The sequence below is a fragment of the Rhodopseudomonas sp. P2A-2r genome (genome assembly GCF_026015985.1).
Taxonomy (GTDB): domain Bacteria; phylum Pseudomonadota; class Alphaproteobacteria; order Rhizobiales; family Xanthobacteraceae; genus Tardiphaga.
Map to the genome: position 1 here is coordinate 1,164,682 of NZ_CP110389.1, position 11,239 is coordinate 1,175,920.

16 protein-coding genes are annotated in these 11,239 nt (G+C 64.3%); 12 read left to right on the forward strand and 4 right to left on the reverse strand.

From position 1 onward, the window contains the following. Window positions 1-57: 57 nt before the first annotated feature. The 5 genes from ONR75_RS05480 (at window position 58) to ONR75_RS05500 (ending at window position 3,824) form a co-directional block, all read left to right on the forward strand. Window positions 58-252 (forward strand): twin transmembrane helix small protein, encoded by a 195-nt coding sequence (locus ONR75_RS05480; protein WP_265081724.1) that lies wholly within the window; start codon window positions 58-60, stop codon window positions 250-252. Window positions 253-424: 172 nt separating this feature from the next. Next, window positions 425-997, forward strand: coding sequence for a cob(I)yrinic acid a,c-diamide adenosyltransferase (locus tag ONR75_RS05485; RefSeq protein ID WP_265081725.1), 573 nt, complete (start codon window positions 425-427; stop codon window positions 995-997). Between the two features lie 136 nt (window positions 998-1,133). Next, on the forward strand, window positions 1,134-1,883 hold the full coding sequence (locus ONR75_RS05490) for an electron transfer flavoprotein subunit beta/FixA family protein (RefSeq protein ID WP_265081726.1): 750 nt from the start codon (window positions 1,134-1,136) through the stop codon (window positions 1,881-1,883). After that, complete coding sequence (locus ONR75_RS05495; RefSeq protein WP_265081727.1) at window positions 1,883-2,827, forward strand: electron transfer flavoprotein subunit alpha/FixB family protein; 945 nt, start codon at window positions 1,883-1,885, stop codon at window positions 2,825-2,827. Before ONR75_RS05490 ends, ONR75_RS05495 begins: the two co-directional genes overlap by 1 nt. Before the next feature lie 115 nt (window positions 2,828-2,942). After that, complete coding sequence (locus tag ONR75_RS05500; protein ID WP_265081728.1) at window positions 2,943-3,824, forward strand: 3-hydroxybutyryl-CoA dehydrogenase; 882 nt, start codon at window positions 2,943-2,945, stop codon at window positions 3,822-3,824. Window positions 3,825-3,831: 7 nt separating this feature from the next. Here the strand turns inward: ONR75_RS05500 and ONR75_RS05505 are convergent, their stop codons facing one another. Then, the gene (locus ONR75_RS05505; protein WP_265081729.1) at window positions 3,832-4,224 is read right to left on the reverse strand and encodes a chlorophyllide reductase; all 393 of its coding nucleotides are present in this window, start codon (window positions 4,222-4,224) and stop codon (window positions 3,832-3,834) included. A 116-nt stretch (window positions 4,225-4,340) separates the two neighbouring features. On the opposite strand from ONR75_RS05505, the gene ONR75_RS05510 reads away from it, so the two are divergent. Together ONR75_RS05510 and ONR75_RS05515 are read left to right on the forward strand one after the other, a co-directional pair. After that, on the forward strand, window positions 4,341-4,886 hold the full coding sequence (locus ONR75_RS05510) for a DUF2975 domain-containing protein (protein ID WP_265081730.1): 546 nt from the start codon (window positions 4,341-4,343) through the stop codon (window positions 4,884-4,886). Window positions 4,887-4,888: 2 nt separating this feature from the next. Continuing rightward, on the forward strand, window positions 4,889-5,107 hold the full coding sequence (locus ONR75_RS05515; RefSeq protein WP_265081731.1) for a helix-turn-helix domain-containing protein: 219 nt from the start codon (window positions 4,889-4,891) through the stop codon (window positions 5,105-5,107). 138 nt (window positions 5,108-5,245) lie between these two features. Here ONR75_RS05515 and ONR75_RS05520 read toward each other — a convergent pair whose 3' ends face one another. Then, the gene (locus ONR75_RS05520) at window positions 5,246-5,629 is read right to left on the reverse strand and encodes a tautomerase family protein (protein ID WP_265081732.1); all 384 of its coding nucleotides are present in this window, start codon (window positions 5,627-5,629) and stop codon (window positions 5,246-5,248) included. 103 nt (window positions 5,630-5,732) lie between these two features. Here ONR75_RS05520 and ONR75_RS05525 point away from each other — a divergent pair, with 103 nt between their 5' ends. Both ONR75_RS05525 and ONR75_RS05530 read left to right on the forward strand, forming a co-directional pair. Continuing rightward, window positions 5,733-6,584 carry a LysR family transcriptional regulator gene (locus ONR75_RS05525; protein WP_265081733.1) on the forward strand — a complete coding sequence of 284 codons (852 nt, stop codon included), beginning with the start codon at window positions 5,733-5,735 and terminating at the stop codon, window positions 6,582-6,584. A 66-nt stretch (window positions 6,585-6,650) separates the two neighbouring features. Then, complete coding sequence (locus ONR75_RS05530; protein WP_265081734.1) at window positions 6,651-6,845, forward strand: putative motility protein; 195 nt, start codon at window positions 6,651-6,653, stop codon at window positions 6,843-6,845. Window positions 6,846-6,854: 9 nt separating this feature from the next. On the opposite strand, the gene ONR75_RS05535 is transcribed toward ONR75_RS05530, so the two are convergent. Together ONR75_RS05535 and tlpA are read right to left on the reverse strand one after the other, a co-directional pair. After that, entirely contained in the window at window positions 6,855-7,214 is a 360-nt protein-coding gene (locus tag ONR75_RS05535) for a DUF1428 domain-containing protein (RefSeq protein ID WP_265081735.1), read from the reverse strand. A 131-nt stretch (window positions 7,215-7,345) separates the two neighbouring features. Continuing rightward, complete coding sequence (gene tlpA, locus ONR75_RS05540; RefSeq protein ID WP_265081736.1) at window positions 7,346-8,008, reverse strand: thiol:disulfide interchange protein TlpA; 663 nt, start codon at window positions 8,006-8,008, stop codon at window positions 7,346-7,348. A 96-nt stretch (window positions 8,009-8,104) separates the two neighbouring features. On the opposite strand from tlpA, the gene argH reads away from it, so the two are divergent. From argH to lysA, 3 genes are all read left to right on the forward strand, one after another. Next, on the forward strand, window positions 8,105-9,502 hold the full coding sequence (gene argH / locus ONR75_RS05545; RefSeq protein ID WP_265081737.1) for an argininosuccinate lyase: 1,398 nt from the start codon (window positions 8,105-8,107) through the stop codon (window positions 9,500-9,502). A gap of 92 nt (window positions 9,503-9,594) precedes the next feature. Then, window positions 9,595-9,876: an LPS translocon maturation chaperone LptM gene (lptM, locus tag ONR75_RS05550; RefSeq protein ID WP_265081738.1), complete on the forward strand. Its 282-nt coding sequence runs from the start codon at window positions 9,595-9,597 to the stop codon at window positions 9,874-9,876. A gap of 6 nt (window positions 9,877-9,882) precedes the next feature. Then, window positions 9,883-11,148, forward strand: coding sequence for a diaminopimelate decarboxylase (gene lysA / locus ONR75_RS05555; RefSeq protein WP_265081739.1), 1,266 nt, complete (start codon window positions 9,883-9,885; stop codon window positions 11,146-11,148). Window positions 11,149-11,239 lie beyond the last annotated feature (91 nt).

Consider the following 11,239-nt stretch of genomic DNA (forward strand, 5'->3'; position numbering starts at 1 on the left):
GCGATCAATTTCACAGCAGTGATGGCGAACCCGCAAATGCGGTGTTATGTAGCGCCGATGACAACATTTCTGAGCACCATTCTTCTTCCCTTCGCGGTGGGCGCGGTTGCGCTGGTCCTGCTGCTTGGCCTGATCAACATGATGCGCGGCGGCTCGCCGAACCGTTCGCAGAAGCTGATGCGCTGGCGCGTGGCGCTGCAGTTTGTCGCCATCGTCGTCACCATGGCGACGGTCTGGGCGATGGGACGGTAAGCAAACAGACGCAGGTGCCGCGCCCTGGATGCTGCGCAACGCGCGGCGCTTGCCGCGTGGTGCGCTGCCGATCCGGGGCCCCCGGGGATGCGAATGAAACCGGGATTCTGGATCTGCGCAACGGCATGAATAATGCCGCAGCGCGTCCGGGAAACGTTCGAGGAAACAGGCGATGGTCGTTCTCAACAAGATCTACACCCGTACCGGCGACGACGGCACCACCGCGCTGGGGTCGGGCGAGCGCCGTCCCAAATACGATCTGCGCATTTCCGCCTATGGAACCGTGGACGAGACCAATGCGTCGATCGGCGTCGTCAGGCTGCATCTCGCCGATGCGCCGGCGCTCGATGCCATGCTGCGGCTGATCCAGAACGACCTGTTCGACCTCGGTGCCGATCTGGCGGTGCCGCAGCGCGACGGCAAGGCCGAGCGGCTGCGCATGCTGGCCAGTCAGGTCGACCGGCTGGAGCGCGACATCGACAGCCTGAACGAGAAGCTGGCGGACCTGACATCCTTCGTGCTGCCGGGCGGTAAGCCGGCCGCGGCATATTTGCATGTCTCCCGCACCATTTGCCGCCGGGCGGAACGGATCATGGTCGAACTCGCGGCCCACCCGGGCGAGCCGGTCTCCGACGCCGCCATCCAGTACATGAACCGGCTGTCGGATTTCCTGTTTGTTGCCAGCCGTACGGTCAACGACAATGGCGCCGGCGACGTGCTGTGGGTTCCCGGCCAGAACCGCTAGGCCGCGGCAGGCCCGAGGGGCTCGATTTTTGGCTTTCGCGCGTTGACCGCCGATAGCGGGCGCTTTAGGTTCCGCGCCCAAGCTGATCCCAGCTTCCAAGCTGATGAAACGAAGAAACTCATACGAAAGAGGATCGATGAAGGTTCTGGTGCCGGTCAAGCGGGTTGTCGATTACAACGTCAAGGTTCGCGTCAAGAGCGACGGAACCGGCGTCGAACTCTCCAACGTCAAGATGTCGATGAATCCGTTCGATGAAATCGCCGTCGAGGAAGCCCTGCGCCTGAAAGAGGCCGGCAAGGCGACCGAGGTGGTGGTCGTGTCCATCGGGCCGGCGCAGGCGTCGGAAACCATCCGCACCGGCCTCGCCATGGGCGCCGACCGCGGCATCCTGGTGAAGGCCGAGGGCATCGTCGAGCCGCTTGCGGTCGCCAAGATCCTCAAGGCCATCGTCGACGAAGAGAAGCCCGGTCTTGTCATTCTCGGCAAGCAGGCGATCGACGATGACAGCAACCAGACCGGCCAGATGCTGGCCGCCTTGCTCGGCTGGTCGCAGGCGACCTTCGCCTCCAAGCTGGAAGTCGACGGGGCCGATTTCGTGGTTTCCCGTGAAGTCGACGGCGGTTCGCAGACCGTGAAGCTCAAGGGGCCGGCCATCGTCACCACCGACTTGCGCCTCAACGAGCCGCGCTACGCCAGCTTGCCGAACATCATGAAGGCGAAGAAGAAGCCGATCGCCGACAAGAGCGCCGCCGATTACGGCGTCGACCTGACGCCGCATCTCGAGATCATCAAGACCACCGAGCCCGAAGGCCGCAAGGCCGGCGTCAAGGTCAAGGACGTCGCCGAGCTGATTTCGAAACTCAAGACCGAAGCCGGGGTGATCTGATGACCACGCTTTTGATTGCCGAACACGAACACGCCACCCTCAAGGATTCCACCAACAAGGCGCTGACTGCTGCGACGCAGCTCGGCGGCGAGGTGCACGTCCTGGTCGCCGGTGGCGGCGAAGGCACCAAGGCCGCGGCGGAAGCCGCCGCCAAGCTGGCCGGCGTCACCAAGGTGCTGCTGGCCGACGATGCCGTCTATGCCCACGACCTCGCCGAGCCGCTGGCCGCGCTGATCGTGTCGCTGGCTCCCGCCTACGATGCCTTCGTGGCGCCCGCTACCTCGCGCTTCAAGAACGTGATGCCGCGCGTCGCAGCATTGCTCGACGTGATGCAGGTCTCGGAAATCACCAAGGTGATTGCGCCGGATACGTTCGAACGCCCGATCTATGCCGGCAATGCGATCCAGACCGTGAAGTCGAAGGACGCCAAGAAGGTCATCACCGTGCGCACCTCGACCTTCGCCGCTGCGGCGGGCGAAGGCGGCAGCGCTTCGGTGGAAGCCGCGGCGACCGCCGGCGATCCCGGCCTGTCGACGTTTGTCGGCGAGGAAGTCGCCAAGAGCGACCGTCCGGAACTGACCTCGGCGAAGATCATTGTGTCCGGTGGTCGTGCCATGCAGAGCCGCGAGAACTTCACCAAATACATCGAGCCGCTGGCCGACAAGCTCGGTGCCGGCGTCGGTGCCTCGCGCGCCGCGGTGGATGCCGGCTACGCCCCCAACGACTGGCAGGTCGGCCAGACTGGCAAGGTGGTCGCGCCTGAATTGTACATCGCGATCGGCATTTCCGGCGCGATCCAGCATCTCGCCGGCATGAAGGACTCCAAGGTGATCGTCGCGATCAACAAGGACGAGGACGCGCCGATCTTCCAGGTCGCCGATTACGGACTGGTGGCGGATCTCTACCAGGCGGTGCCGGAACTCACCGAAGCGCTCGGGAAGTAACGGCCGCTCAAGCTGACCGACACATTGGCCGGAGCAACGGACTCCGGCCGGTGTTTATGCAAGAATGCAAGCGCGCCGCGATATGCGCGGCCCTGCGCTCCAACGAGATGGCAAGATGGCGGACATGATCAAGAAAGTCGGCGTGATCGGCTCGGGCCAGATGGGCAACGGCATCGCGCACGTCGCCGCATTGGGCGGCTTCGACGTCGTCCTCAACGACGTCTCGGCCGACCGGCTGAAGTCGGCCATGGCCACCATCAACGGCAACCTGTCGCGGCAGGTGTCGAAGAAGATCATCAGCGAGGACGCCCGCAAGCAGGCGCTGGAGAAGATCACCTCCGCCGAGACCATGGACGGGCTCGCCGACTGCGATCTCGTGATCGAGACCGCGGTCGAGAAGGAAGAGACCAAGCGCAAGATCTTCCACGATCTGTGCGCGGTGCTGAAGCCCTCAGCGATCATCGCTTCCAACACCTCGTCGATCTCCATCACCCGACTGGCGGCCTCCACGGATCGCCCCGAAAAATTCATCGGCATTCACTTCATGAATCCGGTGCCGCTGATGGAGCTGGTGGAGCTGATCCGCGGCATCGCTACCGACGATGCCACCTTCGACACGTCGAAGGCATTCGTCAGCAAGCTCGGGAAGCAGATCGCCGTCTCCGAGGATTTCCCGGCCTTCATCGTCAACCGCATCCTGCTGCCGATGATCAACGAGGCGATCTACACGCTGTATGAAGGCGTGGGCAACGTCGAGGCGATCGACGCCGCGATGAAGCTCGGCGCGCATCATCCGATGGGGCCGCTCGAACTGGCGGACTTCATCGGCCTCGATACCTGTCTCTCGATCATGCAGGTGCTGCACGAGGGCCTCGCCGATTCCAAATACCGGCCGTGCCCGTTGCTGGTGAAATACGTCGAAGCCGGATGGCTCGGCCGCAAGACCCAGCGCGGTTTCTACGACTACCGCGGCGACAAGCCGGTCCCGACGCGCTGATCGCTTGTTACCTGATCTCGCACTCAGCTCTCTTTAGCAGTTCGCCGACGATCAGCGGCGTTGCTGGCGTCTCGCCCGGATTGTCGGCGGTGCTCGCTCGCGCCAGCGCGGCCTGCACAAGCGCCTCGTCGATGGCAAGCCGGCGCCTGCAGTTCAATCGGCTCGCTTGCGACCTTCCCTTGGCCTGATCCATCAGCACGCCAGCCGTTTCTCCCACGCCGGCAAGATAGGCCATCATCACCTGCCGCGCGGTCGCATTGGCGGCGGCCCGATCCAGCATGCTCTGCACCTGCGTGACCGAAATTTTGCCCTGCGACGTGCTCGATGCGGCCCTGGCCGTCGGGACGTTGAAAAGCACGATGGCTGCGGCACAGGTCGTATAGACGCGAAAAGCGCGCATGTCGGTCTCCATAGGTTGTTTTGCAGATATTTATTATTGTGAAACGATAATTGTCAAGCTATAGAGGGCCATCAGAAAAAAGGAGAAAGAGCATGGCCGTAACTGCAGGATCGCGATTGGCGCGGACGCCGGACGACCGGGCGCGCATCGTTCGCTTGAGCAGCCTGATGTCGAAACTCTGTCTGGCGGTCGCCCTCATCTTGACCGGCGGGCTGGTGGTCTACTGGCTGGTGACGCCCACCGAGGCGGTGTTTCAGCAGGCCGGCATTCCCGGCTTTCCGGTGGTGGAGATCGGTATTGGCGTGCGTGTCATGGCGATTTTGATATCGGCTGTACCGCTCGGCTGCCTGGTCTGGGGGCTGCTGCAGGCCGGTCGATGTTTCGACGCGTTTGCTGCCGGCAACTTCTTCACGGCCGAACCGGCCCAGCGATTGCGGGCCTTTGCGATCGCCATCCTGCTATCGACGATCCTCAAGCCGGTCGCCGGCGCGGCCCTGTCGGTGCTGCTCAGCGGAGCCGGCAGGGCCGGCGGCAGGACACTGGTGTTGACCGTCGGCTCGGACACCTTGATGGCGCTGGTGTTCGCCGGGCTGATTGCGGTGATCGCGTGGGTGATGGCGCAGGCCCGTACGCTCGCCGACGAAAACGCTCAGTTCGTCTGATCATGCCGATCAGGATCAGGCTCAACGTCATGCTCGCCGAACGCAACGTCAGATCGAAGGAACTGGCGGAGTATGTCGGTATCACCGAGGCCAACCTGTCGCTGCTGAAGCAGGGCAAGGTCAAGGGCGTCCGTTTCGAGACGCTGGAGAAGATCTGCGAATATCTGCGCTGCCAGCCCGGCGACCTGATGGTCTGGGAGCCGGGCAAGCCTGATACGTAAGGCGGCATGGCCGAAGCGGGAAGTTCTGCTAGTTCAGCGCATGCATCAGCCGGGTCACCGCCGGCACGAGGCTTATGACCGTGGCCGTGCCCATGCCGAGGCCCAGCAAATGCGCCGTCAGGGCGATGCGCAGGTCGATCACTTGACGTATTGCGCCCCGCCGTGCCCGAACGACCAGTTCTCCGGCAGCACTTCCACGAGATTGATGAAGATGTCTTCGGGCCGCAGGCCGGGGTTTTCGCCGAGGCGTTCGACGATCCGCCGGTACAGGGCCTGCTTCTTCGCCAGCGGTCGGGTGTTGCTGACGGTGAGCTGGATCAGCACCAGGTCGTCGCTGCGCTGGATGCCGAGATAGTCGGCGCCGTAGTTGAAATCCTCGCCGTCATGCTGGGAAATGGTCATGAAGCGGTCGCCCTCGGGCACGTCGTAGGTCTCGCGCATGGCCTCGTAGAGGTTGTCCATGATGGCCTGGCGATAGGCTGCAGACTTGCCCCGTCTCATCGAAATGCGTGTCAGCGGCATTGGAAGCTCCCTTGGAAGTGATGGGGAAGACATAGCGTGCGCTTGATCATTTAAAAACGCCATGAAATAACATTTCAATGATGCTGAATTTAAATGGTCGCCGATGAAGACGCTTGATGTCGAGGCGGTCCAGGCCTTCGTGCTGGTGGCCGACCTGAACAGTTTTACCCGGGCCGCCGAAGCCATGGGGAGCACGCAGTCGGCGATCAGTCTGAAGATCAAACGGCTGGAAAGCGGGCTCGGCCGACGGCTGCTGGAACGCACGCCGCGGCTGGTGCGGCTGTCCGCGGAGGGCACGGCCTTCCTGGCATCGGCACGCCAGCTGGTGGCGGCGCATCAGTCGGCGCTCGGTTCGTTTGCCGTGGAGCGGCGCCGCCTGGTGGTCGGCATCAGCCATCACATCGTCGGCGCGGATCTGGCGCAGGTGCTGAAGCGCATGAACGCCAGCGACCCCGCTTTGGTGATCGAGCTGCATATCGACACCTCGCGCGTCATGCTGGACGCGTTCGAGGGTGGCGCGCTGGACGCCGCCATCGTGCTGCGCCACGACGCCCACCGTCGCGATGGCGAGGCTCTGCTCGAGGAGGACTTCGGCTGGATGGCCGCGCCCGATTTCAATCACCCGCCGGGCGAACCGCTGCGGCTGGCGACCCAGGCACAACCCTGCAGCGTGCGCGCCATGGCCATCGGTGCGCTCGATGCCGCCGGCATCCCGTGGCAGGAGGTGTTTGTCGGTGGCGGAATCGCGACCATCGGCGCGGCTATTTCAGCCGGGCTGGCAATCGCCGCGCTGGTGCCGCGGGTGGCGCCTGCGGGCTGTCTCGATCTGGGACCGCGGCTCGGCCTGCCGCGTCTGCCGCGCCGCGAGGTGCTCCTGTATTCGAGCCTGACCGACGCCCGTGCCCGCGGCGCGCTGCGCGCGCTCGGCGCGGCCTTCCGCGCCAATGCCGGCTGACAGCTGCCGCGGAAACATTCGTTAACGAATTCCGGGCTACATCTTCTGCGGTACGGAGTAGCGTTGATGGATATGGCCCTGGTTGCAAGCGCTCTCGCCATGAAGGCGGCGGGAACTCAATCGCAGATCGGTACTGCGATCATGAAGTCGAACGCGGACATGGAAAAATCTACCGTGCTGACGCTGCTCGGCGGCGCCCAGCAGTCGTCGCAGGCCAATCTTGCTGCCGGCGTCGGTGGTAATCTCGACATCGCCGCCTGACGTTTCCGCTCAGGACTCGACCAGGCTCTTGAAGCCGCCATAGATCAGCCGCTTGCCGTCGAACGGCATCGCCTTCGGATCCATCATCTTTGCCAGCCGTGGGTCCTTCATCACCTTGCCGTTGATGCGGTCACGGTCGCGGCGCGATTTGTAGACGATGTAGGAAAAAACCACGACTTCGTCGGGCTTCAGCTTCACGCTGCGCGGAAACGAAGTGACCTTGCCGACGCTGACATCGTCGGCGATGCATTCGTGATAGTCGAGCGCGCCGTGCTCGCGCCACACCTTGCCGGCCTTGCGCGCCAGGCTGCGATAGGCGGCGAGTTTCTTCTTCGGCACCGGTACGATGAATCCGTCCACATAGGCCATGCAATGTCCTCCCTTGCGTTGGCGCGCACGGGCAGGTTTCGGCGCGCTCTTATGACAAAGACGGGCGAGAGGACGACAATCCGACCGTCCGGCGCTCTTTCGGAGGCGACATCTGGACGCAGGGCCGGTGGCTATTTCTGTAGCGCCGCCTTCACCAGTTTCACGGCGTCGTCGCTGGCCCATTCCGCGGGGCCGGCGATGGTGGCGATCTCGCAGCCCTTGCGGTCGATCAGCACCGAGGTAGGCATGCCCAGCGCCCGGCCGACGGCCTTCAGGTCCTGAAACACCTTGGCGTTGCTGTCGCTGAAATAGCCGAGCTTTTCGAGATTGCCGTCTTTCAGGAAGGCTTTCGGCTTGGCGGGGTCGCGGGTGTCGATGTTGATCGCCACCACCTCGAAATCGGGTCCGCCCAGTTTGCCCTGCAGTTGGTCCAGCGCCGGCATTTCCTTGCGGCAGGGCACGCACCAGGTCGCCCACAGGTTCACCAGTACCGTCCGGCCGCGCCAGTCGGACAGCTTCTTCGGCTGACCGTCGGCGTCCTTGAACGTCAGATCCGGGATCTGCAGCGGCGCCGAGGCCATGGTCAATGCGGCGACCTCGCCATGGGCCAAGGGCGCCAGTTTCTTCGCCTGCGCCACTGCCGGCAGGCAGGTGGGGTCGACCGGAGCAGCCGAGCGCCACAGCCCGTCGAAATTGGCAACCGCAGCATAACCGATGATCGCCCCGACCACGACCGCGCCGATCACGAAAGGACGCCGGCTGCGGGCCGGGCTGGTGGGAGGCGTGTCAGGCATATCGTTTGTCATTCCGTGTCAGATCCGGCTATGCAGAGCCCAGTGAGGCAATCGAGCCGGTGCGGCAGGTCCGCGGGCTCAAGATGAGTGGCAGTCATGAGCAACAAGATGTGGGGCGGTCGGTTCAGCGAGCGCCCCGACGCGATCATGGAAGAAATCAATGTTTCCATCGACGTCGATCGCCACCTTTATGCCCAGGACATTGCCGCGTCCAAGGCGCATGCCGCCATGCTCGCCAAGCAAGGCATTATCACGGCCAGTGATGCGAAAAATATCGCCAAGGGTCTAGACACGATCCTGTCAGAAATCGAGCAGGGCAAATTCACCTTCAAGCGCGCGCTCGAGGACATTCACATGAATGTCGAGAGCCGGCTGACCGAGATCATGGGCCCGGCCGCCGGGCGGCTGCATACCGCACGCTCGCGCAACGACCAGGTCGCCACCGATTTCCGGCTCTATGTCCGCGATACCCTCGACGAGACCGATGCCGCTTTGGCCGCGCTGCAGCTGGCGCTGGTGGATCGGGCGCTCGAGCACGCCGAGACGGTGATGCCGGGCTTCACCCATCTGCAGACCGCACAGCCGGTCACCTTCGGCCATCATCTGATGGCCTATGTCGAGATGACGGCGCGCGACCGCGGCCGCTTCCAGGATGCGCGCAAGCGGCTCAACGAAAGCCCGCTCGGCGCCGCGGCGCTGGCCGGCACCTCGTTCCCGATCGACCGCCACGCCACCGCCAAGGCGCTCGGCTTCGATCGTCCCATGAACAATTCGCTCGACGCGGTGTCCGACCGCGACTTCGTGCTGGAGACCCTGTCGGCAGCCTCGATCTGCGCGGTGCACCTGTCGCGCTTGGCCGAGGAGATCGTGATCTGGACCTCGCCGCTGGTCGGGCTTGTCCGTCTCAGCGACAAGTTCACCACCGGCTCGTCCATCATGCCGCAGAAGCGCAACCCCGACGCCGCCGAACTGGTGCGCGCCAAGACCGGCCGCATCATCGGCGCGCTCACCGGGCTGCTGATCGTCATGAAGGGCCTGCCGCTGGCCTATCAAAAGGATATGCAGGAGGACAAGCAGGGCGCCATGGAGGCCTTCGGCGCGCTGTCGCTGGCGATTCGCGCCATGACCGGCATGGTCCTCGACATCGTTCCGGACGAGGCCCGCATGCACGCTGCGGCCGGCGAGGGCTATGCCACCGCCACCGATCTCGCCGACTGGCTGGTGCGGACCCTGAAAATGCCGTTCCGCGATGCCCATCATGTCACCGGCCGGATCGTCGCCAGGGCATCGAAGGACGGCGTGGCGCTGCACGAACTGCCGCTGGCGGAGATGCAGGCCATCGAGCCGAAGATCACCGCCGCGGTGATGGCGGTGCTGTCAGTGGAATCCTCGGTGAAAAGCCGGGTCAGCTATGGCGGCACGGCGCCGAAAAACGTCAAGGCGCAGGCCAAGTCCTGGCTCAAGCGGCTGGAAAAAGAGCGAAAATTGGGCTGATCGGGTTGATCTGCAGAAAATTCAGTCCGGCCCGGGGTCTCGCCAGAGCGAGGCAATCTTTGTAAGGTGCCGGGGTATTTGGGGATATCGCCGTGAATCTGACGACCCGCCCTGCGTCTTCGCGATGGGCTCTTCTTGTTCTGACCGCTACCGCACTGGCCCTGGCCGGTTGCGGCCGTAAGGGCGGGCTCGATCTGCCGCCGCAGTCGTCTGCGCAGCCGCTGGCCGGCTCCGCGGCGGCAGTTGATCCGGATGCGGACGGCGCGGCCGGCAAGGGTTCAGCCCTGTTCAGTACCGCTCCCGGCGACAACGGCCAGCCGTTGGCCGCCAAGGGGCGCAAGAAGCCGTTCCTCCTCGACCCGCTGCTGGACTAAGCCGCCGTGCGCCATTTCGATTACCGCAACGGCGTGTTTCACGCCGAGGGTGTGAATATTGCCGAGGTGGCGGAAGCCGTCGGCACGCCGTTCTACTGTTATTCGACGGCGACGCTGGAGCGGCACTACCGGGTGTTCAGCGAGGCCTTTGCCGATGTGAAGACGCTCGTCTGCTACGCGATGAAGGCCAATTCCAACCAGTCGGTGCTGCGCACGCTGGCGAAGCTTGGCGCCGGTGCCGATGTGGTTTCCGGCGGCGAGCTGAAGCGCGCGCTGGCGGCCGGCATCCCGCCGTCGAAGATCCTGTTCTCCGGCGTCGGCAAGACTGCCGCCGAACTGCGCGCGGCGCTTTCGGAAGACATTCTCTGCATCAACGTCGAATCGGAGCCGGAGCTCGAACTGCTCTCGGCCATCGCCGCCGAGATGGGCCGCACTGCGCGGATTTCGGTGCGGGTCAATCCCGACGTGGATTCCGGCGGCCATGCCAAGATCACCACCGGCAAGTCGGAGAACAAGTTCGGCATTCCGCTCAGCCGCGCGCGTGCGGTCTATGCACGCGCCGCCGCATTGCCGGGCATTCAGGTCACCGGCGTCGACATGCATATCGGCAGCCAAATCACCGACCTCGCGCCGATGGAAACCGCGTTCCGGCTGCTGGCCGACTTCGTTACGGTGTTGCGCAGCGACGGCCATACCATCAGCCATGTGGATTTCGGCGGCGGTCTCGGCATCCCCTATTATGAGGATCGCGCGGTGCCGCCGGAGCCGGCGGCCTATGCCGCCATGGTCAAGCGCGTCAGCCACAACCTCGGCTGCACGCTGATGTTCGAGCCCGGCCGCATGATCGTCGGCAATGCCGGCATCCTGGTCGCCAAGGTGATTTACGTGAAGCACGGCGACGGCAAGACCTTTGTCATCATCGATGCCGCCATGAACGACCTGATCCGCCCCACACTGTACGAGGCCTATCACGAGATTTTGCCGGTCCGTGAAGCGGGCGCTGATGATGCGATGATCGTCGCCGACGTGGTCGGTCCTGTCTGCGAGACCGGCGACTATCTCGCGCTGGACCGCAAGCTGCCGGCGCCGAAGCCCGGCGACCTCGTGGCGGTGATGACCGCCGGTGCCTATGGCGCGGTGCAGGCTGGCACCTACAACACCCGCCCTCTGGTGCCCGAAGTGCTGGTCAACGGCGATCAATACGCCGTGGTCCGCCCGCGCGTGGAGGTCGAGGATCTCATCGCCATGGACAAGATCGCGCCCTGGCTGTGAGCTGACCTCTGGTGCCCGGCAAAGGCTGTCGTCGCCCGGCCTGCGCGCACTTGCGCGCCGGGACCGGGCGATCCAGTAAACTCAGAGCCAT

Bases quoted from the DNA above. Each gene is read 5' to 3' on its own strand.
- ONR75_RS05520 (WP_265081732.1), bottom strand. From the start codon at position 5,629: ATGCCGCTGACACGCATTTCGATGAGACGGGGCAAGTCTGCAGCCTAT.
- ONR75_RS05535 (WP_265081735.1), bottom strand. From the start codon at position 7,214: ATGGCCTATGTGGACGGATTCATCGTACCGGTGCCGAAGAAGAAACTC.
- tlpA (WP_265081736.1), bottom strand. From the start codon at position 8,008: ATGCCTGACACGCCTCCCACCAGCCCGGCCCGCAGCCGGCGTCCTTTC.
- argH (WP_265081737.1), top strand. From the start codon at position 8,105: ATGAGCAACAAGATGTGGGGCGGTCGGTTCAGCGAGCGCCCCGACGCG.
- ONR75_RS05515 (WP_265081731.1), top strand. From the start codon at position 4,889: ATGCCGATCAGGATCAGGCTCAACGTCATGCTCGCCGAACGCAACGTC.
- ONR75_RS05500 (WP_265081728.1), top strand. From the start codon at position 2,943: ATGGCGGACATGATCAAGAAAGTCGGCGTGATCGGCTCGGGCCAGATG.
- ONR75_RS05530 (WP_265081734.1), top strand. From the start codon at position 6,651: ATGGATATGGCCCTGGTTGCAAGCGCTCTCGCCATGAAGGCGGCGGGA.
- ONR75_RS05480 (WP_265081724.1), top strand. From the start codon at position 58: ATGACAACATTTCTGAGCACCATTCTTCTTCCCTTCGCGGTGGGCGCG.
- ONR75_RS05495 (WP_265081727.1), top strand. From the start codon at position 1,883: ATGACCACGCTTTTGATTGCCGAACACGAACACGCCACCCTCAAGGAT.
- ONR75_RS05505 (WP_265081729.1), bottom strand. From the start codon at position 4,224: ATGCGCGCTTTTCGCGTCTATACGACCTGTGCCGCAGCCATCGTGCTT.
- ONR75_RS05485 (WP_265081725.1), top strand. From the start codon at position 425: ATGGTCGTTCTCAACAAGATCTACACCCGTACCGGCGACGACGGCACC.
- ONR75_RS05525 (WP_265081733.1), top strand. From the start codon at position 5,733: ATGAAGACGCTTGATGTCGAGGCGGTCCAGGCCTTCGTGCTGGTGGCC.
- ONR75_RS05490 (WP_265081726.1), top strand. From the start codon at position 1,134: ATGAAGGTTCTGGTGCCGGTCAAGCGGGTTGTCGATTACAACGTCAAG.